General features: G+C 48.0%; 18 protein-coding genes. 9 read left to right on the top strand and 9 right to left on the bottom strand.

Going from position 1 to position 20,220, the window contains the following annotated elements; translation table 11 throughout:
- Positions 1–2: 2 nt before the first annotated feature.
- From K9W43_10705 to K9W43_10695, 3 genes are all read right to left on the bottom strand, one after another.
- Positions 3–1,031: a dihydrodipicolinate reductase gene (locus K9W43_10705; protein ID MCF2137688.1), complete on the bottom strand. Its 1,029-nt coding sequence runs from the start codon at positions 1,029–1,031 to the stop codon at positions 3–5.
- 79 nt (positions 1,032–1,110) lie between these two features.
- On the bottom strand, positions 1,111–1,644 hold the full coding sequence (locus tag K9W43_10700) for a cob(I)yrinic acid a,c-diamide adenosyltransferase (protein MCF2137687.1): 534 nt from the start codon (positions 1,642–1,644) through the stop codon (positions 1,111–1,113).
- 46 nt (positions 1,645–1,690) lie between these two features.
- Positions 1,691–2,194 (bottom strand): pyridoxamine 5'-phosphate oxidase family protein, encoded by a 504-nt coding sequence (locus K9W43_10695; GenBank protein ID MCF2137686.1) that lies wholly within the window; start codon positions 2,192–2,194, stop codon positions 1,691–1,693.
- Positions 2,195–2,336: 142 nt separating this feature from the next.
- Between K9W43_10695 and K9W43_10690 the strand changes: the two genes are divergently transcribed.
- The 3 genes from K9W43_10690 (at position 2,337) to K9W43_10680 (ending at position 4,358) form a co-directional block, all read left to right on the top strand.
- On the top strand, positions 2,337–2,888 hold the full coding sequence (locus K9W43_10690) for a hypothetical protein (GenBank protein ID MCF2137685.1): 552 nt from the start codon (positions 2,337–2,339) through the stop codon (positions 2,886–2,888).
- A gap of 279 nt (positions 2,889–3,167) precedes the next feature.
- Positions 3,168–3,761: a hypothetical protein gene (locus K9W43_10685; GenBank protein ID MCF2137684.1), complete on the top strand. Its 594-nt coding sequence runs from the start codon at positions 3,168–3,170 to the stop codon at positions 3,759–3,761.
- Between the two features lie 105 nt (positions 3,762–3,866).
- The gene (locus K9W43_10680; protein ID MCF2137683.1) at positions 3,867–4,358 is read left to right on the top strand and encodes a hypothetical protein; all 492 of its coding nucleotides are present in this window, start codon (positions 3,867–3,869) and stop codon (positions 4,356–4,358) included.
- A 124-nt stretch (positions 4,359–4,482) separates the two neighbouring features.
- Here the strand turns inward: K9W43_10680 and K9W43_10675 are convergent, their stop codons facing one another.
- Entirely contained in the window at positions 4,483–5,547 is a 1,065-nt protein-coding gene (locus tag K9W43_10675; GenBank protein MCF2137682.1) for an aminopeptidase, read from the bottom strand.
- Positions 5,548–5,788: 241 nt separating this feature from the next.
- On the opposite strand from K9W43_10675, the gene K9W43_10670 reads away from it, so the two are divergent.
- The 3 genes from K9W43_10670 to K9W43_10660 all read left to right on the top strand — a co-directional run bounded on the left by K9W43_10670 (position 5,789) and on the right by K9W43_10660 (position 9,647).
- Positions 5,789–6,244, top strand: a complete 456-nt coding sequence (locus K9W43_10670) for a hypothetical protein (GenBank protein ID MCF2137681.1) — start codon at positions 5,789–5,791, stop codon at positions 6,242–6,244.
- Between the two features lie 124 nt (positions 6,245–6,368).
- Complete coding sequence (locus K9W43_10665; protein ID MCF2137680.1) at positions 6,369–8,243, top strand: phosphoenolpyruvate carboxykinase (GTP); 1,875 nt, start codon at positions 6,369–6,371, stop codon at positions 8,241–8,243.
- A gap of 219 nt (positions 8,244–8,462) precedes the next feature.
- Positions 8,463–9,647, top strand: a complete 1,185-nt coding sequence (locus K9W43_10660; protein ID MCF2137679.1) for a hypothetical protein — start codon at positions 8,463–8,465, stop codon at positions 9,645–9,647.
- 36 nt (positions 9,648–9,683) lie between these two features.
- Here the strand turns inward: K9W43_10660 and ilvA are convergent, their stop codons facing one another.
- Both ilvA and K9W43_10650 read right to left on the bottom strand, forming a co-directional pair.
- A complete protein-coding gene (gene ilvA / locus K9W43_10655; GenBank protein ID MCF2137678.1) occupies positions 9,684–10,907 on the bottom strand; it encodes a threonine ammonia-lyase in 1,224 nt (407 codons plus the stop codon).
- Positions 10,908–10,968: 61 nt separating this feature from the next.
- Complete coding sequence (locus K9W43_10650; protein ID MCF2137677.1) at positions 10,969–12,111, bottom strand: saccharopine dehydrogenase NADP-binding domain-containing protein; 1,143 nt, start codon at positions 12,109–12,111, stop codon at positions 10,969–10,971.
- A gap of 214 nt (positions 12,112–12,325) precedes the next feature.
- Here K9W43_10650 and K9W43_10645 point away from each other — a divergent pair, with 214 nt between their 5' ends.
- Positions 12,326–13,753: a dihydrolipoyl dehydrogenase gene (locus K9W43_10645; GenBank protein MCF2137676.1), complete on the top strand. Its 1,428-nt coding sequence runs from the start codon at positions 12,326–12,328 to the stop codon at positions 13,751–13,753.
- Between the two features lie 115 nt (positions 13,754–13,868).
- Here the strand turns inward: K9W43_10645 and K9W43_10640 are convergent, their stop codons facing one another.
- Both K9W43_10640 and K9W43_10635 read right to left on the bottom strand, forming a co-directional pair.
- Complete coding sequence (locus K9W43_10640; GenBank protein ID MCF2137675.1) at positions 13,869–14,825, bottom strand: NAD-dependent epimerase/dehydratase family protein; 957 nt, start codon at positions 14,823–14,825, stop codon at positions 13,869–13,871.
- A 173-nt stretch (positions 14,826–14,998) separates the two neighbouring features.
- Positions 14,999–15,310 carry a hypothetical protein gene (locus tag K9W43_10635; GenBank protein ID MCF2137674.1) on the bottom strand — a complete coding sequence of 104 codons (312 nt, stop codon included), beginning with the start codon at positions 15,308–15,310 and terminating at the stop codon, positions 14,999–15,001.
- A gap of 347 nt (positions 15,311–15,657) precedes the next feature.
- Here K9W43_10635 and K9W43_10630 point away from each other — a divergent pair, with 347 nt between their 5' ends.
- The gene (locus K9W43_10630; protein ID MCF2137673.1) at positions 15,658–16,305 is read left to right on the top strand and encodes a hypothetical protein; all 648 of its coding nucleotides are present in this window, start codon (positions 15,658–15,660) and stop codon (positions 16,303–16,305) included.
- Positions 16,306–16,379: 74 nt separating this feature from the next.
- On the top strand, positions 16,380–17,168 hold the full coding sequence (locus K9W43_10625) for a hypothetical protein (protein ID MCF2137672.1): 789 nt from the start codon (positions 16,380–16,382) through the stop codon (positions 17,166–17,168).
- A gap of 71 nt (positions 17,169–17,239) precedes the next feature.
- On the opposite strand, the gene ppdK is transcribed toward K9W43_10625, so the two are convergent.
- Positions 17,240–19,963 carry a pyruvate, phosphate dikinase gene (gene ppdK / locus K9W43_10620; protein MCF2137671.1) on the bottom strand — a complete coding sequence of 908 codons (2,724 nt, stop codon included), beginning with the start codon at positions 19,961–19,963 and terminating at the stop codon, positions 17,240–17,242.
- Between the last annotated feature and the right edge of the window lie 257 nt (positions 19,964–20,220).

The raw sequence follows: 20,220 nt of genomic DNA, 5'->3' as shown, positions 1-20,220 counted from the left end.
TCTCACTCATCGCGCCAGAGTCGTTCGGTGTTTCTGGGACACGGGAGATCCTTCATGGTGTAGAGACCGGGTGCGGCTCTGATGACCAGCGGGATCATGTTCAGTGCCATTGCTATCGTACCGTTATCCCCGTGGACTCCGCCCTCGATCCGTTGAGTGATGCTTGGTTCCCCGTTGATCTCAACAGCGTCATACTCGGGTTCAGCCCCTGCATGCGCAGTAAAATCGAGAGTCACAATGGTCTCACCATTTCTCTTTCCAAGACCAACACTCTTGAGTCCAATGACATCTCCCTTCTTGACCGACACGATTGGCGTGGTGACCTCTTTCTCCGTGAGCACGGGCTCTGGTGGGATCTCCACGATCTCATCAAGTCCAAGATTCAATGCCGCATTTACCATCCAGAGCGATTCACTGAGACCTACATGTCCCGTTATCTTCCCGGTGCTAATGGCATCACGAAACTGTTCGACCGTCATACCCGTGCCGATCTTCAGCTGGAATGATTTTCTTCTCTTGCTAGAGTTGATGACTCGTGTCACTCTAATTGAATCGACATGCTTGATAGGTGCAGATAGTAGAATTGGAAGCGTGTCCATGAGAAATCCGGGATTGATTCCGGTCCCAAGGACCGATCTCTCTGTTTTCTTTGCGGTCTCGTCCAAGTCCTTTGAGATCTCAGGGTATCGCGTATGTGGGAATGAGAGCTGTTCGCAGATCGATACAACATCCATTCCGGCCTCGAGGCAGGTCTTAATCGTGGGGGCCACAGTCTTCAATGATGATGAAGTCGCAACTAATGCTGCATCAACAGGGCCAATGGCATCGATCGCCTCTTGGAGGTCTCCATAGATGGGTGTCCTTGTGTCCTCTTGGATCGAGAGTAGGCCTTCAACGGTCTGTCCTCTCAGATCCGGACTTATATCGACTACTGCCTTGAGTTCTAGATTCTCTCTTCTAATGATGTTCTCCGCGATCTTGACACCTATTGAGCCAAGACCAACCTGCAAGACTCTAAATGGTTCTCCCATGAGTGTGACCTCTAAATTCTATATGCCGTTAAGACTATGTATCTCCTACTTGAATCAATGGGATGCACGCAATATGCTCTCATTCTTCATGGCCAAGATTTGCATGTCTGCTCATCACAAACAGAAGATCCGAGAGTCTGTTCAGGTATTTGATGATCTCTTGATTGATCTTGTAGTCTTTCCTCATGGCAACTACTCGACGTTCTGCTCTTCTGCAAACAGTCCTTGCTTGATGGAGAAATGACGCAGCTTTGGTCCCACCGGGGATGATGAACTTGGAGAGTGGCGGTAATTCCTCGGACAGTTCATCAGCAATATGTTCCAGTTCCTCAACATCTTCTGCCGAGATTCTGGGGATCTTTGAGAGGATGTCCGTTCCAGTTGTTGGATCCACTGCCAGTTCGGCTGCTATGTTTGAGAGACTTGCTTGGATAGACTGAATATAGTCCGCAAGCCGTTTCTGTGCAAATACTTTTGCGACACCAAGGACCGCCATGAGTTCATCCACGGTTCCGTATGCTTCAACGTGGACACTATCCTTTGCGATCTCTTCTCCCGAGAGAAGTCTTGTAGTCCCGTCATCACCATTGCGTGTGTAAATTCGCCTTGCCATAGTTTTCATCGTCCGTACTAGTTCTGTTGATGTATCCCTTAATGATTTACGTCCTGTCCTTGGGGACACGAACTGAATAAACTCCCTCTTCTGCGTTTCTCATCATCCTCATCATACTGATTCCCACACCGAACACATGGATTTTCTCGATTGGCCTGACCCTGATAAAGACCGCATTCATCTCGTTTTCCTCGCCCATCTTGATGTTACCTCGCAGAATCCATTTTGTTGAGAACGCTCTTCTTGCAGCCTCATCATTCGGAGGCAAGATCTCCGCAATTCCCTGAAAAAAGATCATTGATGCTGGCACAAACCAGAGTGCGTGATGTGGGAACGGTATTGCAAACGACACATTATGATTTTGTCGAATGTTCCTTGTCTTCTTGTATGCGGCTCCCGTCGCAACGTAGATAGCAAACGGCTCACTCGGATGTGATACGCCATAGAGTACTCCTGTTGTATGAGGTCTATTTTTTTCATCGACAGTGCCAATGATCCCAAATGTCTTCTTCCGAATTTGTTTCTCTATGTACTTGAAGTCCCGTGTCATACGATCTCCTTGCCTTATTTATAAGTGCGACAGGCCTTATCTCTATTGTCCAAAAGAGCGTCTAACCAAACACAGAAATGACTTTTCACTTTCTCACAAAAGTTATAAAGATTCGTTACGTATGAAAAACTGGTGCAACATTGTGGGAAACGCCGCGCTTCACGGGATTACCATAGACACAGTGCTATTGGTGTTCCTCTCTCTGATCGTTATTACACTTTCAGAGGCGCTTCTGTTTTTCTATTTAGGAGTCGGTCTCGTTCTTATCACATCCTTGCTGGCAGTGTCCAAAACCATTGTAGAATCTCGCATATTTTCGGTCCCTATTTTTGCACGCCAGTTGACTGAGACCTCCTATACATCTTGTAATCTAATACCCACCACAGAGAAAGGCCCTCTGAGTGTTTATCGTGATGAATGTCTTTCAATGTTGCACCGTACTATTGCTTATCATCTGATCAACGACGAGTCTTCTGTCAATGATAATGAAAACACGATCTCTCAAGAGAATGTCCGCAGGTCTATTTGGAGAATTACCGATGGGCGAGAGAAGGTCACCACCAATTCTCTACTCTCATCACCCTTGGGGAACGCATCAATTGGTTCAGAGGAGGAGATATGGCCGGACTTGTTTGTAGGACCATTTGAGACCGTCTATTCTGGTCGTAGCCAAGAGGTAGAGTGCTATGACTAATATGGGAGGCAGTCGTGGGCGGGGCCTATTTTCCCCGCCCTTTTTTACTATTTTATGGCAGAAGGATTTTGTCTTTGGACTTGATGTTAAACACACTTGGCAGAGGTTGGACCGAAGCCCGATTATCAACCATTCACCTCTACGCATAGATGCACAGCGATTTTCTCCAATCGTTTACATTGACCCATTTGCTCTCCACAACACCACATTATTTTTCTGGTTGAACTTTCATAAAAGAGGTATTGATTTGAGATAATGTAAGAAAGGAGAAAGAGTACTTTGGGGAAGAACTTCATCTATGGAATAGGATCACTATTGTGCATACTTGGTTTTGTCACAATAATTATAGCAGGCGTCTTGAAAAATAGTCCACTTGGATATCTAAGTGTTGGATTATTGATTTTTTCGTCCATGCTGATCTGCGTTAATGCAACCTCTGATCATCTGACCAATGCGGTTCGCATTCGGCAAACGGTGTATTACCGATATAGTAGATTAGGTCACTTTGATGTTGATGAAGCTCTGGACGAGCAAATGGACAAATCTCCGGAGGGAGCTTATCACAGTGTTGACACTTCTACAATCCATCGTGTGATTGTCGATCCCGCAACGAAAGAGGAGATAGTGGTTCATGGACGTGATAATACAACATTTCGGGATGCGGTTCGAAAGTATTGGGGTTTCTCTCAGATTGACCGAGGATCAAACTGGATCATCACAGATGAACGTGGGAATGACATCTCCGATTCATCACTCTCGCTCTTTGACGGGATTGCGAAAATTCGTATAGTAGGCGATCTACCTGTTGATACACCGGAGTCGAGTGAAGCGGACTATTCCAGTCTTGATTCAAGTGTCGAGTACTATGATTAGCCGGGAAGCAGTTCCCGGCACGGTTTTTTTTCTAATGCCTAGTGATCAAGAACTTGGTAAAACCTTGGCTGATTACGAGTAGTATCGTATACGGTGGTGCAATCGTTGTCGGAAACCTTCGAGTATGATGCGACTTGCATTGCTATGATGCTTTCCCCACTTGTTATTCTGATAGCTTTGGCATTCATAGTTAGTGGTTCGAATATTAACCTGGGCATCTTAATCGCGCTTGTTATTGGTTATTTTACAGTTCTTGAATTGTTTCTGGAGTTTTTTTACGACGTAGATTCTCGATATATTACATCCACGCCACCGATAGAAGTGGATGTGGATCGGGAATATGTCCATGAGTTTCTCAAGTTCCCAGAAATGGACATGTCAGTTCTGCACCGTTTTGTTATTGACAAAGTCTCTGGGGATGAGATTCTTATCCACGGTTCACCCGAGACGACTTTTCGTGAGGCGCTCTTGGAGTATTGGACTTTTTCCAGAATTGCTCGTCATGCACATTGGAACGTCTATGATGCTCATGGTGAGAATATCACAAATGCGCCATTGGCATCATATGATGGTCCCGCATATATTACTTTAATATAAATATCGGGCAGTCTGATCAAGTTCGGCAACTCTGATCATATGTGATGATACTGCTTAGTAGATTGGTCAGTGGAGTGGGGACGGGAAGACAAGTCTCCCCGTCACAGTAGAGAAACTACTTGCCTTACATTTCCCAGAGGTACTTGCCTTTGGAGTAGATCACTTCGTCGCCAGCGATGACCTCGCCTTCTTTCATGCTCTTTATCATGTCAACATGTACGGCACTCTCATTACGGCCGTTGCATTCTTTGTATGCATTGCCGAGTGCACAATGAATAGTGTCACCGATCTTCTCATCAAAGAGCATGTTAAGGGTGTACTTCTGGATTCCTCGGTTAGTCCCTATTGCCATCTCACCGAGTCTACGGGATCCCTCATCGGTCTCGATGATCGATTTCAAGGTGGCCTCTTCTTTTTCTGCTGAGAAATCGACAACCTCTCCCTTCTCAAATGTCAGGCGGACTCCCTGAATGACCTTGCCCCTCTGCATGAATGGGATATCGAAAAAGATCTTGCCTTCCACGGTGTCCTCTATAGGTGCGGTGAAGACCTCACCACTTGGAAGGTTGTGTTTGCCGTCAGACGCGATCCAAATCCTGCCTTCGGTCTTTGCATAGAGATCGGTTTCAGGGCCGACGAATCTGACATCGCTGTGGCGCTCCAAATGTTCCTTGAGGACATACATCAATTTGCTCTCTTCTTTCCAATCAAGGAGAGTGGCACCGTATACGAAGTCCCTGTATTCTTCAAGGCTCATGTTGGCCTGTTGTGCAAGAGAGTTGCATGGGTGGACAGTCACGGTCCATCGTTTAGAGAGAATGACGTTGGACATCGGTCGCATCGCTTTACTGAGAGTGACCAATTTTCTCTGATCTGCTCCAGCCATCGCTCTTGTATTGGCCGGGGATCGGATCATGACAATCGCATCGCTATTCTCGTATAGAGCCTTTACATGGTCTGGTATTTCTTGAAGGGTCTCTTCACTTGCTGCATCAATATATGCTCTTGATGCCTCTTCCAACTCCATTAATGTTACAGGATGCGCTCCTACCCGTGCGAGCTCACGGTTCAGTGCGACAACCAGTTCTTGAGTTTCAGGAGTGGCTCGGATGATGACCTTATCGCCTTTCTTGATCTCAGCGCTCCACTCAACAATTATCCTTGCATGTTCGGCAACTCGTGGGTCCATTTTCAAAATTCGCCTCAAATGGACACAAATGCTTCCACCTAATAATTCATCGCTTCGGTATAATATGGTTCAGAGGAATAAGGTGATAGAGTCAACTTGCTGAACTATTGAAGCAGCAGCTGTTATGCTGGCTGGCCAATACGGCTCCAGTTTCGCTATTTTTGATGAAATGATCCGATTTTGCCTCCGTCCTATAGTCTATAACACTAGAATACTACTGTTTTCATAGAAGATTTATCAAATGCGTAAATTACAATCACTTGTCGGTGTTTCTCTCTTAGGTATTATTTTTAGTATATTCTCTATCCTTTTCTTCATTCCAGAGTTTTTCGTTAGCTCCATTGCGGCAATGCTGTTTTACCCTGTCGTATTGGCTGCTACGATCTCCCTGTTTGTGTTGCTTGAGCGTGGTCCTCTACATGGGAAGGTATATGGCCCCGATCGCGCTTTCAGATTCCACAATCCTGCGATATCTGTTCGTGCGATATTTGACCAAAATTCAGGCGAGCAACGCATAGTCCGTGGATCCCCGGAATTGACCTATCACGACACACTGGAACGTGGTTGGCCATTTGCAGACCGCCCGGTGGATTCGGAATGGCTTCTTGTTGATGAACACGGGAGCGATATTTCACAGCGCACTCTAGCCTCCTATGATGGGCCGGTCTATATCATCGCGCAAGAGGATCGCTCGTAGGTCCGTCGAATTGCCCATTTTGGGCGTCCGAATTACAAATAAGGCAAAAAGTCCATACCACAAATAACATATTGGGACACCCTCCGGCACGGCTCACCGGAGTACCAATGTGTGAGGCATAAAATTGAGTGGAGCACTCTCCCAACTGACCTCGCTCTTAGATGATGAGAATCTCGACAAGATTCGTCGGATTAGACATCCTAAGGCACATGAGTTCTTGATTGACGCAATTAGGCTTTGCGAGCCTGACTCGGTCTTTGTTGTGACCGATGATCCTGTTGATATTGAACGAGTTCGTCAACGGGCTATTGAGACAGGTGAGGAAATCCCCCTGAAGCTCGACGGCCACACTGTTCATTTTGACGGATACTATGATCAGGCACGCGATGTTGAGCATACTCGTTATCTTGTTCCAAGCGGTGAATCTCTTGATCGGAACCTCCGACAACTGAACCGTGAGGAGGGTATTGCTGAAATCCGTGAGATCCTCAAGGGGAGTATGCACGGAAAAGAGATGATCGTGCGGTTCTTTTCTCTGGGGCCGACAAATTCTCCGTTCTCTATCCTTACTATGCAGATCACAGACTCGTATTATGTGGCTCACAGTCTGGATTTATTGTATCGTTCAGCATACAAGCAATTTGTTGAGCAAAATGATGTTGATGATTGTTTCTTGATTCTGCACTCTGCTGGTCGCACTGAGAATATGATCCCCGTAGATATAGACAAACGGAGAATCTACATCGACTATACTCGGAACACTGTGTATAGTGCCAACACGACCTATGCAGGGAACACGGTGGGCCTCAAAAAACTGGCCTTCAGGCTGGCCATCAGAAAGGCTGATCGTGAAGGTTGGCTTGCTGAGCACATGTTCATCATGGCTGTTCATGGGCCGAATAATCGAAAGACCTACCTTGCGGGTGCCTTTCCGTCTGGCTGTGGAAAGACGAGTACTGCAATGGTGACTGGTGAGACCATTGTCGGTGATGACCTGGCATATCTGAAGAGATTTGGTGACGAGGTACGCACGGCGAATGTTGAGTCCGGGATATTTGGCATCATTCGTGGTGTCAATGAGAAAGACGATCCTGTCATCTTCAAGTGCCTCACGACCCCGGGTGAGGTCATCTTTTCAAACGTTCTCGTCAGCTATGGAATCCCGTACTGGCTAGGTGACGAGCGCGAGCATCCCCGTCATGGTATCAATCACGCTGGCGAGTGGCACAAGGGCATGCTCGGTCCTGATGGAAAGGAAGTCCCCGAGTCCCATAGAAACGCCCGATATACGCTTCGGTTGTCATCGATCAATAACCTTGACACTGCCGCTGATGATCCCTCTGGCGTGCCACTTGGCGGCATTATCTATGGCGGACGTGATCCTGATACCTCAGTCCCCGTCTGGGAGTCATTTAATTGGGATCACGGAGTTGCGACTATAGGTGCAAGTCTCGAGTCCGAGACCACTGCGGCCACTCTTGGTCAAGAGGGGGTTCTCAAGTTCCAAGCATTTTCCAATCTCGACTTTATCTCAATTCCTCTTGGCAAGTATATCCAGAACCACTTTGATTTCGTCAAGGACCTCTCTAACCCTCCAAAGATCTTCGGGGTTAATTATTTCCTGAGAGGCGATGACGGAGAGTATCTGAACAGTAAGCAGGCAAAGCGGGTCTGGTTGAAGTGGATCGAACGGAGAATCAATGGTGACGTGGAAGCATTGCGTACACCTCTAGGCCTTATTCCACGGTATGAGGATCTAAGGGCATTGTTCCGCGAGGTCCTTGATCGAGAGTATACGCTGGACGACTACATGGAGCAGTTCACAATTCGAATTGAGAAGCTTATTCCAAAGTACGAGCGGATTCTAAAGATCTATCGGGAGGAGGCCGAAGAGACCCCTCAGCACCTCCTTGATATTCTGGAGGATCAGCTCTACCATCTCAAAGAAACTCGTAAGCGCTATGGGGATCGGGTCGCGCCTGATCAGTTCTCCATTTGATCTATCGCTGGGATAGTCTACAGATAGAACCGCATTGCGATACAGTGCGTATCGTGACTGGCCGTAGTATGATGATTGTTGGTCGCATCTGATACTACGGCCGAGACCCGCTGATGATTCCTGTAGTGAGTTTAAGGTATTGTTCATCCAATTATGCTGTGGTAACTTGGTCAAAATACCTATATGGTAGTTTGTTTCCATATCATACTGGTGTAGCGGTTGAGAAGGCAAAAACGACTCGTACTCTCTATCATTTTGCTGTTCGTGATCTTCGCGTTCTCCTCACCCGTCCAACCAGTTGTTGCATTTTCGTCTGGCGGTACCAACCAAGTAAGCAATCTCGGGCTCCTTCCTGGGGACATAATCATACTTGGAACTCCTGGTTCCTTGACTGACTATCTGATTCCTGGCGACTTCTCTCACTCCGAGATGTATTGTGGTCTGGTCAAACCCGGCGAGTTAATCTGGGATCGAACGCACAAGAACTACATGCCAGTGAACACACCCTACGTCATTCATTCGACAAAGAGTGCTGAACAAGGGAATGGACTTGGCTATGATACTTGGGCGACTGCGGTCAATGAACATGCTGAGAATGTGCTTGTGTTGCGAGTACTGAAAGGAAACGGTGTTCCACTCTCTTCATCCGAGCGGGAAGCAGTTGTTAACTTTCTAAAGTCGCAGCTCTCAGGTGGGACTGACGGTTATCCCGTAGGACCAGCGTATGATTGGGGCTGGACCTCAAAACAGGTCTACGCAAGTGAGACTAACCCTCTCTCGGGCGTCAAGGGATACTATTGCTCAGAGGCTGTCTGGGCTGCCTACTATCACGTCCTAGGAATTGATCTTGATAGCGATACAAGCACGCTTGGTCTTGGTGTGTCACCTGATGACCTGTGGCACAGTCAATACACTTCTGTGATTGCAGGTGAAGTGGGGACTACGACGTGGTCAGCCTCGGCTGGGCTCTACAAGCTCACCGTGTTTGTTGACGAGATCTATTATGACAACGACTATGATCCGTGGCCGAAAGGCGCAGGTGAAGAATACATCAAGAGTTTCAGTGGAGATGGTGTGTATCCAACTGCACAAGGCTATCCCGGTAATGGGAAGATCGGTGACTCACCTGATGGCTATTGGCATCGCAGTGGAAGTGGTGCTCTCGATTGGAACAAGTACTTCTACACTGTTATTAACTACAACCGATATACGAAGATCCGAATAGAGGCATGGGAGCAAGATAGCGTGGACTCGGATGATCAGTATCCAGTCTGGCAATGGTACTGGAGCCCCTCAACATGGCATCAGTATCTCAACCATGGTTGGTATTGGTCTGGTTACCGAGTAGATTTGGGAGATTGTCGATACACTGTCTACTTTCGTATCGATTCGGTGGCCTGGTGATGATCCAGGCCGCCTGTTTTTTATTTTTATACGGTCTTAGTCCTCATACACTTCAAAGTGAAATCCTTTCTCCTGAAGTGCAGCAAGTAACTTCTTCAATGTTGCTGGTTCGGGAATCTCAAGCACCATAATAAGCTCGGCCTTGTTCGGTGCAATATCTGGGTCGGCTCTATCATGAACGATCTCTATGACGCTGACACCCGAACCTGAGACCACCTCAATGATCTGGTTGAGTACACCCACCCTGTCGAGAATGGTACCACGGATTCTGACTGAACGACCGAGTCTGAACAGCTCCTTGTTGATTACTCGCGTGAGGAAGCTCATGTCGATGTTACCACCCGACAAGACTGCAACAGCCTTCTTACCCTTGGCATCGATTTTGCCGTACTGGTAGGCACAGAGCCCTACGGTTCCAGCAGGCTCAACAACGCTCTTTGCACGTTCAAGCAAGAGAAAGAGCGTTCTTGTCACTTCGAGTTCCTCAACAGTCACGACACCCGTCAGTTTGTCCTTGGCAATAGCGTAGGTCAGTTTGCCGGGTTGTTTCACAGCAATTCCATCGCAGACCGTATCCAAGCGTTCTGCCTTTACGAGATGTCCTGCAGCGAGAGAACTTCGCATTGCATCTGCGCTTGCAGCTTCTACCCCATACACTTCGACTTCGGGATTGATGTGTTTGGCAGCAATGGCGATACCTGTTGAGAGACCTCCACCACCTACAGGAACTGCAATGACCTCAACATCCGGGAGCGCATCCATGATCTCAAGCCCGATTGTGCCCTGTCCTGCAATCACATCTTCATTGTTGAATGGGTGGAGGAACGTTGCGCCGGTTTCTTCGGCGAGTTCTTTAGCCCTTGCCAATGCGTCATCAAAAGCTACACCATGAAGAACCACGTTTGCACCGTAACCTTTTGTCGCATGGATCTTTGCGATTGGAGAGAATATCGGCATGACAATCGTCGACTTGATTCCAAGTCTAGTTGCCGCATAGGCCACGCCCTGTGCATGGTTCCCTGCCGAGGCTGCGATCACTCCTGCTTTTTTCTCATCGTCGTCTAACTGGGACATAGCATAAGCCGCGCCTCTGACCTTGAAGGAACCCGTCTTCTGTAGGTTCTCTAGCTTCAGATAGATCTCGCCACCGGTCATCTTACTGAAGGTGGTTGATCTGTCCAGAGGTGTGATGCGTGCGATTCCCTTGAGGACTCTTCGTGCGTCCTCTATCTTCTCATACATCTTTTCATAGTCTACCATTATTGCCGCCTGTCTTGACACGAGGCACCATTGACGTTTATGCCTTTGCCTCATCAATCGATCAGTAGACACGCTTGCTGATGTCAATGCCTCGTTGTTCGAGACCGAGAATGAACGGTTCCGGCGGTATCGATCTCTCCGGTGGTAATACCCCTTTCTCGGAGATTGTTCCATCAACCATCATGACTGCTGCCAGTGCTGCTGGGAATGACGTTGTTCTCATCATCGAGGTAAGCCCTGTCGCGTCATCATAATAGTCTATCATCTCATACTCGATGGTCCGCGACTCGGTGCCCTTCCAGCCTTCAATAATAGTACGCATCAGCGTGACATCCTTTCCGGAGGGCGGGAGATTTCTTTCAAGCAGTCGTTCCAGTACGGTTCGAGGGGCTATTTTGACCCCATCAAACTCTTGCTCCTCCTGATTCATGAGACCGAGCTTCATCAACGTCCACATCTTGTGACCATGACCGGGATATCGGATGGTCTTGTAATCTAGGTTCTTGACCTTGCCCTCGTATGTGAGCGGAAGCGTGGATGTTCCACCGCTTGTATTGAATGCCTCAAGTTTGCCAAAGGGTTCAGGGAACTCGATCTGTTCGAAACCAATTAATGGTTCTTCGTAGGTGATCTTCCCATCGCGCAGAACCATGCAGGGCTCCACATACTCGTTGATGAGACCCTCGACACTGAAGATGAGTGCATAATTCAATGGCGGATGTGGTTTTTGTTGGAGACCCCCTACACGGATCTTCACAGACTCTACACTGTCGAGATAATCAATACCTGCACGGGCAATGACACTGACCATACCCGGTGCAAGACCGCAATCTGGAATGACCGTGATTCCGGCATCACGTGCCTTGTCATGAAGTTCTAATTGTTTCTTGACAATATCCAAGTTGCCTCCAAGATCGCACATGTGAGTCCCAGTGGCAATGGCCACCTCCGTATGTAGGATATTGACCTTGTAACTGACACAGCTAATCACCGCATCTACTTCTGAAAATGCCTTTTCTAGACTTGCACGATTAGAGGCATCCAATTGGCGACCAATTACTTTTGGTCCCATATCGTCTGCTAATTTTTTCGCTTGCTTCTCGTCGATATCGCCAACAATGACCTGTTCCACGGCATCATTTCGTGCAAGATCAAAGGCGGCGCCACGACCCATCTTTCCGGCTCCGACTACGAGTATCTTCACGTGAGCAACCCCATGCTAACCTTCAAGACATATATGCAAAACGCGAATATTAATAGTTCCGACCAGCGCTGTGAGATGCAGATAGGTGTTTTAGGAATTGGAGTCCGTGAGGTCTCTCTCAAATGTGTATTCGATACAGTATGCACGGATCACGTTCCGTGGCCTTTAGTGCTTTAACCAATATCTTATCAGCCGTATTGCTTATGGAACTGGTATGAAAGAATACGATCTTATTGTGCTTGGTTCTGGTGCTGGAATGAATCTGGCATCCACGGCTTTTGAGCAAGGGCTAAAGGTTGCAGTTGTAGAAAACGGTCCTCTTGGGGGGACTTGTCTGAATCGGGGTTGCATTCCCACAAAGATGCTCACGTATGTTGCTGATGTGATCATGGAGATGCAACACGCAGAGGCCGTTAATCTCAAGGCTCGTGTAGAAGAGGTCGATTTCAAGGGTCTTATGGAACGAATGCGCCATGAGACAGTGGGCGAGTCCGAGCAGATGGGTCGTTCTGTCCAATCAGTAGAAGGTCTCGATTGGTATCATGTGACTGGTGAATTTGTAGAAGACTATACAATGAAAGTGGGTGATGAGACCATTCGTGCACCCTACATTTTCATTGCTGCCGGATCGCGTCCAGTCATCCCTCCGATCAAGGGACTTGATGATGTTGGTTATCTGACAAACAAGACGGTCTTAGAATTGACCGAGCAACCAAAGTCGATGATCATTGTTGGTGGTGGCTATGTTGCTGCCGAGTTCGGTCATTTCTTCTCAGCAATAGGGACTGAGGTGACCATAGTCGGTCGAAATCAGTATCTCGTTAAGAATGAGGACCATGATGTTTCTGAGCTGTTGAAAGAAGAGCTCTCCAAACGGATGGTCGTCTTGACGAATCACGAGGTTACTGAGGCGAGTGAAAAGAACGGTCTCAAGGCAATAGTTGCAAAGAACCGCGACACTGGTGAGCTGGTGGAATTGTCAGCCGAGACCCTCTTGATCGCTGCTGGTCGGCGGTCCAATGCGGATCTCTTCAAACCTGAGAAGACGGGAGTCGAAACCGACAAGCGAGGGTATGTTATAGTGGATGATCATTTCCAGACGACAAAGAAACATATCTGGGCCTTTGGTGACGCGATTGGCAGGTACATGTTCAGACATACCGCAAATGAGGAGTCCGAGATCGTCTGGTATAATTTTGCTTACACGCTAGAGGCCGAGCGTACTGGGAAAGAACCCAAGCTTCTCTCGATGGACTATCATGCCATTCCCCGTGCGGTCTTTTCATATCCTCAAATTGCAACAGTGGGTATGACTCTCTCAGAGGCTAAAGAATCCGGACGCGAACTCCTTGTTGGGGAGATTGATTATTCCGGTTCTGCAAAAGGTATGGCCATGGGTGTCCCTCCCGGTTTTCTCAGGGTGATATGTGATGCTAAGAGTCGCCGAATCCTTGGTTCAACCATTATCGGGCCACATGCACCGATCTTGATCCAGGAGATCGTCAATCTGATGAACTGTGGCGATGGGACCTACGTCCCAATGTTCAAGGCCATCCACATCCATCCTGCTCTTCCCGAACTTGTTCAGCGGGCCTTTGGCAGGATGCGTCCACTCAACGAGGATCACGAACATGCTCACTAACTTTGGGCTCTCCTATGGACGTACTCAATCCCTTGGCTTACAGTATCTGGAGTAATATAGTGATAACCGATAGAGAAAGCAGCGGGACCGAACGGTCCCATACCTGCTTGTCTTCTTAGTATTTGATTCCAAGACGTTTAGATAGTTTCTCTAACATGTCTTTGACCATTGCCGATAGGTCATAGTCTGGTTTCCAACCCCACTCTTCACGTGCGACACTATCGTCAATTGATCGTGGCCATGACTCGGCGATCTGCTGTCTAAAGTCCGGTTCGTAGTCGATCGCAAACTCGGGGATGTGCTTCTTGATCTCGGCTGCAATATCTGCTGGAGTGAAGCTCATTGCAGTGACGTTGAAGCTGCGATGCTTTAGTTTTCTAGCATCCGCCTCAATGAGATCGATGGTTGCCTTGATACAGTCTGGCATGTACATCATTGGCAGTGCCGCATCCTCTGCAAGGAAGGAAGTGTACCGTTTGTTCTTCAGTGCCTCATAGAAGATCTCGACTGCATAGTCTGTTGTGCCACCACCCGGCAGTGCCTCTGAGCTGATGATCCCGGGATAGCGCAGAGATCGAAAGTCCACGCCGAACCGCTGTGTATAGTACTCGCCCAAAAGTTCAATGAAGACCTTTGTCACACCATACATGGTTGTGGGTCTCATGATCACATCGTTCGGGGTATTCTCTTTGGGAGTAGATGGACCGAACGCAGCTATGGAGCTAGGAATCATGACCTGATCAAGCTTGAGAATTCTGGCTGCCTCTAGAACATTGTATGATCCCTCAACATTGGTCCTGTACGCGAGCTGTGGATTTTTCTCACCCACGGCTGAGAGGACCGATGCATTATGAACAATGATGTCGATATCAAGATCCACAAGTAGCTGATGTAGTTGCCCTGTGTTCAGGACATCAAGCTGGTAGTATGGGCCGTCCTTTTTTAGGATCGCTGGAGGTTTCTTTCTTCCAGTGGCAACAACATTGTCACCACCATATTTTTTTCTCATTGTTACAATGAGCTCGGTTCCAATCTGCCCGTAGCTCCCAGTCACAAGAATGCGCTTGGTCATATCTTTCACCTTTTTACCATCGCCGCGCATGTGCAGCATAATCGTACGATGCTGTGCGCAGCGCTAAGTCGGTGGCATTTAAAGGCTACGAGCTGGTAGTGAGGCCGTCCGCCACTCTCATTGTGCTATCTATAAGGTGCTCATTCATTAGTTGCTTCGTTCTATCTTGGCAATTACAATAATCCTCTTTGAGAGTTACATGCTCCAATACAGAGCAGAGTGACTCCCAAAATGACTACGAACACATTTGAGATCATCATTCCGATTGCGCCTAAGAGAATTCCTCCCGCTATCATGGCCCCATAGTCCACTCTGGTCGATCTCATAACTGGGGGCCATTTCAACGGTTCCCGCATCTCCTGATTAGGATGGTCCGATGCCCAATGCATGGCATAGCACGACTTGTGTACCGCGGCCCCACATGCTGGACACAGGACACCTTCGTCGTCGCGAAGTTCAGAACCACAGTAATCACATGTGACCATATCACTCGCCTCGAAGAGAGTGCTCCACCTCATGTCATAATATACCATTTCTTGTTATGATATTTGCGTTATTATCAATCTCAGTATGCTCTGTCAGAGCGGTCTTGCCACGCATTAGACTAATCTGTTTCCGAACGCGGTACATAACATATATAGAGCTGTGACAAAACGAAGATGCAATTCATGAATTTCGAATCGAGGTAGTCAAAACGTTAGCAGCAGTTACCAATTCCTCATCTGTTTCAGGTTTCTCTCGGATTCTTGTCATTTTCACCCTGTTTATCTTATGCATTGGAGGAATTCAACCCGTTGCTGCTCAAAACACACTCACCCCAAACGAGTTTCTGATGACCCAGTATATCTTTAGCCGTAGCGACCCGAGCTATGTGCCACTTGATTATGTAGTGGATCTGGAGTCCGGTAAATGGCACGTCGTGGTCACAGAGATCTCACATGACCTTCAAATTAAGATCATAGTTGCTAATGATGATAATTTTACTGATATTATTGCAATGAGTGGTACTGGTCGTGGTAATTTTCCAAATGTCACATTTGACATAACCGAAACAAGTGTGCTTCGGATCCGTGTCGAGGAGAATTCCGAGAACGGGACAACATCAGGCGCATTCAATATCGGGGTCTTAGACTCGGAGCATCTTGCCACCCTGACAACATCTACTTCTCTTCCTCCTCTTCCTCCGCAATCCCCACTGGCAAAGGCGTTCATACTGTCTGCTGGCCTTGTGGTGATCCTTGCTTTCGGATTCTATGTGTTCAATTCGGTACGGCGCATCTCGGATTCCCAATTTGTCCCGATCCATATTATCGAAAAGCACGATCCGGAGACCGCCCCTGATGCGATACTCGAACTCCCTGATCATTGTCCCTCTTGTGGGCATCTGATAGGCCCCGCGGATATTGAATGGGTGGGTGTACATGAGGTGCGTTGTGTGTCTTGTGGTTCCGTCTTTCACACGGCTACAGGGCAAACGTAATCCTCATCGGTTCTAGCAAAAAATCTATTTGTGTTGGTCTCGACTAGTAGCATGAGGAAGTTATGGTGGTCAGGTTGCAGAAGATTATGGTACTGCTAACTCTTGTGGCAGTCTTTTGTATGATCCCTCCAGTATCTGCGGATACCACACTCACTCCGGGTACAACAATCTTGTCCGAGGTCATGTATGGTAATACATCGGAAAACTATACTGATCATTATTATACTGCCAACTTGACCTCTGGGTATTGGAAAGTAGTTGTGACCGTCCATGGGATTTCTATTGTACCTTATGTCAAAGTTTCTACGAACGAATCTTTTAATAATAATATTGCTCAGGGGAGTTCCTATTCAGGAAATATTTCTCTATCGTTCATACTCTCATCCGCTCAACTTGTTTACATTAAGGTCTCCAACTTGGTGGATCATAATACGACAGGTCAATATTACATTGGCGTATTCGAACAGGCACAACCCACGCAAGCTGAGACTACTGTCTGGGAATTTATTCCTTCAACGGTGATTTATCATGCGCCTCCCGTGATGCCGAATTTAACAACCGACTTGATTTTTGGTGGGGGTGCAGTTATTGTTTCAGTGATACTGCTTCTATTTTTCGCGAGTCAGTCCACGACTACTAGGACTCCCAAGCTTCCTGATCATCAACTGGTTGATTCACCTTCATTTAGCTCTCACGGTGGCTGGTCCACACAAGTCTATAGTGGCCGAGTCCTGCGCCTTCCGCTAAAATGTCCTTGGTGTGGAGCCGACGTGGATCCTAAAGAGATCGAGTGGGTCGCGCCTCTTGAGGCCCGTTGTGCATACTGCGGTGGGCTGTTTCATGCAACGTGGGAAAAAACGTAGGCTCCTTAGAAGTCTAGAAACTACCTAAGGAGCCTGTGGGGAGATGCCGGAGAACTGGCCATCTCTTCCTACTATTTCTTTGCGATCTCTTCTTTGATTGCAGCCTGAGCCGCAGCAAGGCGTGCAATGGGCAGTCTAAATGGAGAACACGAGACGTAATCGAGTCCTATCTGATGGAAGAACTCAACAGACCGTGGATCGCCTCCATGCTCACCACAGACTCCCAGTTTGATATCTGGCCGAGTCTTTCTTCCTCGCTCGATCGCTATCTGAATGAGTCCACCAATTCCACGTTTGTCGATACTCTGGAACGGATCGTTTCTCAGCAGGTGGCGATCAAGATATTCAGGTAGGAAACTATCTATGTCATCTCGGCTAAATCCAAAGCCCATCTGGGTCAGGTCGTTCGTCCCGAATGAGAAGAACTGAGCCGTGTCGGCCATGTCTCCTGCGCGCATGCAGGCACGTGGCAGTTCGATCATGGTCCCGTAGAGAAACTCAAAGTCAACACCCTTCTCGGCCTTGACCTTTTCATAGACTCTGTCTACGACCATCTTCATGGCCTTGAGTTCGGCTGCGCCAACGGTCACTGGGATCATGATCTCTAGCTTGATGCTCTTTCCTTCCTGCATCAGTTCGATGGCCGCCTCGAAGATCGCACGGACTTGGGTTTCGTAGATCTCTGGATATGTGATGCCCAGACGTACACCTCTGTGGCCCATCATTGGATTGTTCTCGTGCAGAGCCTCTCCACGTTTACGCACTTCTTCGAGTTCGATTCCAAGTGCGTGTGCGAGTCGCTCCTGACCGATTCTACTCTGAGGAACAAACTCGTGAAGTGGTGGATCAAGGAGTCGTATGGTGACGGGTAGTCCGTCCATGACCTCAAGTGTGGCCTTTACATCCTTCTTGATGTGTGGTGCGAGTTCATCAAGGGCATCGAGGCGTTCGGTCTTGGTCTGACTGAGGATCATCTTTCTGAGCAAGAACAGTGGCTCATCGCTTCCTGTTCCATAGAACATATGCTCTGTTCGAAAGAGTCCGATCCCTTCGGCACCAAATTCAAGGGCCTTTTTGGCGTCTTCGGGGGTATCTGCATTGGCTCGTACTCCAAGTCGTCGATACTTGTCAACCAGTCCCATGAACCGTTGAAGTCGTGGGTTGTGCGTTGAATCGATCATGGGGAGTTGCCCCTCGTAGACAAGGCCCTGAGTACCGTTGAGCGTCAGCATATCGCCCTCATGGTACACCTTGCCTTTGATCGTCACTCGCTTTTGGTATGGGTCAACTTGAATGTCCGCTGCGCCAACTATACAACACTTCCCCCAGCCTCTGGTCACCAGTGCTGCATGGCTTGTCATTCCTCCTCGTGCAGTGAGTAACGCGGTTGCTGCGCGCATCCCCTCGATATCTTCGGGACTGGTCTCTTCACGGATCAGGATGACATTCTTTCCTTTCTTTGCCCATGCGATTGCGTCCTCTGATGTAAACACGATTGCGCCAGATGCGCCACCTGGACCTGCAGGAAGTCCACGAGCAATGGGCTTGTGTTTCTTCTCCTCTTGGGGATCAAGTATTGGGAACAAGAGTTGGCCGAGTTGATCAGGAGTGATTCGCATGACTGTCAGTTTTTCGTCGATGAATTTGTCTTCAAGCATATCAAGAGCAATGTTCAGAGCAGCAGTAGCAGTCCGTTTCCCCACACGATGCTGTACAAGAAAGAGTTTGCCTTCTTCAATGGTGAATTCCAAGTCCACCATGTCACGGGCATAGTCTTCAAGGACTGAGCGGATATTTACGAGTTCTTGATAGAGTGTTGGCATCTTCTCCTCAAGAGTCGGGAGATCTTTGTTCTGCTCGTTCTTTGAGACCTCATTCAAAGGATTTGGTGTTCTGATCCCTGCTACGACATCCTCACCTTGGGCGTTGAAGAGGCACTCGCCATAGAAGTGATTGTCACCAGTTGCAGGGTTCCGTGTGAATGCGACACCTGTGGCGCTGTTATCTCCCCTATTACCAAAGACCATTGTCTGTACAGTGCATGCAGTTCCCCATTCATCTGGAATGTTTTCAATGCGTCGATAAGCGATCGCTCGCGCGCCATTCCAGCTCTTGAAGACCGCAGTAATGGCACCCCATAGTTGTTCCATCGGATCATCTGGGAACTCCTTTCCAAGAACTTCTTTCACGCGCTCCTTAAATGACTTGACGAGATCTTTGAGGTCCTCGGTCGTGAGATCCGTGTCGCTCTTAGCACCCACAGATTCTTTCTTATGCGCCATAATCCACTCTAGCTGTTGGCGGATGCCTTTCCCCTCTTCAGGTTCCAGACCTTCGGCCTTTTCCATCACGACATCACTATACATCATGATGAGTCTTCGATATGTGTCATATGCAAAGCGCTCATTCTTTGTGGACTCGATCAGGCCCGGGAGTGTCTTTGTGGTCAGACCTACATTGAGAACGGTTTCCATCATACCCGGCATGCTCTGCCGTGCACCGGAACGACACGAGACAAGCAATGGATTTGTTGGATCTCCAAATTGTTTCTCCATGGTCTTTTCCAAGAAATGGAGTGATTCGATGATCTGTTCCTTGATATCATCTGGAAGTTCACCCGTCTTCATGTAGATGTTACAGACCTCTGTGGAGATCGTGAAACCTGGTGGAACAGGTAAGCCCAGTAGAGTCGCACTGGCGAGCGAGGCTCCCTTGCCTCCCAAGATGTCCTTCATTTCGCCTGTGCCATCTGCTTTTCCTGCGCCAAATTTGTATACATATTTTTTTGCTGTCATATAATGCGCCTACCCTAATTATTCAGGACTTGATTCATTGTGAGAACCGTCCGAATTTTGTAATTGCCTAGTCTTAAATCGACTATCTTCGAACGTCGCCCCTCAAAACTCATGCATCTTCGTTTAAAATATGTCCCTTCGGGCAGTGACTTGTGAAGCTCTGACCGATCGCATCACCTCGTTCGCAGTCACAGGCTCCCCTCTTGAGAACGTTCATACCACACAAACAGAAGCCTTTTGTGGAACTCAGTATCTCA

It is taken from the genome of Candidatus Thorarchaeota archaeon, from assembly GCA_021498125.1.
GTDB lineage: Archaea > Asgardarchaeota > Thorarchaeia > Thorarchaeales > Thorarchaeaceae > B65-G9.
The sequence above is the reverse complement of the archived record's forward strand: the minus strand, read 5'-3'. Positions and strand labels throughout refer to the sequence as shown.

Excerpts from the sequence above, each read along its gene's own strand:
- K9W43_10705 (MCF2137688.1), bottom strand. The coding sequence starts at position 1,031 with ATGGGAGAACCATTTAGAGTCTTGCAGGTTGGTCTTGGCTCAATAGGT.
- K9W43_10700 (MCF2137687.1), bottom strand. The coding sequence starts at position 1,644 with ATGGCAAGGCGAATTTACACACGCAATGGTGATGACGGGACTACAAGA.
- K9W43_10695 (MCF2137686.1), bottom strand. The coding sequence starts at position 2,194 with ATGACACGGGACTTCAAGTACATAGAGAAACAAATTCGGAAGAAGACA.
- K9W43_10675 (MCF2137682.1), bottom strand. The coding sequence starts at position 5,547 with ATGGACCCACGAGTTGCCGAACATGCAAGGATAATTGTTGAGTGGAGC.
- K9W43_10670 (MCF2137681.1), top strand. The coding sequence starts at position 5,789 with ATGCGTAAATTACAATCACTTGTCGGTGTTTCTCTCTTAGGTATTATT.
- ilvA (MCF2137678.1), bottom strand. The coding sequence starts at position 10,907 with ATGGTAGACTATGAAAAGATGTATGAGAAGATAGAGGACGCACGAAGA.
- K9W43_10645 (MCF2137676.1), top strand. The coding sequence starts at position 12,326 with ATGAAAGAATACGATCTTATTGTGCTTGGTTCTGGTGCTGGAATGAAT.
- K9W43_10640 (MCF2137675.1), bottom strand. The coding sequence starts at position 14,825 with ATGACCAAGCGCATTCTTGTGACTGGGAGCTACGGGCAGATTGGAACC.
- K9W43_10635 (MCF2137674.1), bottom strand. The coding sequence starts at position 15,310 with ATGGTCACATGTGATTACTGTGGTTCTGAACTTCGCGACGACGAAGGT.
- K9W43_10630 (MCF2137673.1), top strand. The coding sequence starts at position 15,658 with ATGACCCAGTATATCTTTAGCCGTAGCGACCCGAGCTATGTGCCACTT.
- ppdK (MCF2137671.1), bottom strand. The coding sequence starts at position 19,963 with ATGACAGCAAAAAAATATGTATACAAATTTGGCGCAGGAAAAGCAGAT.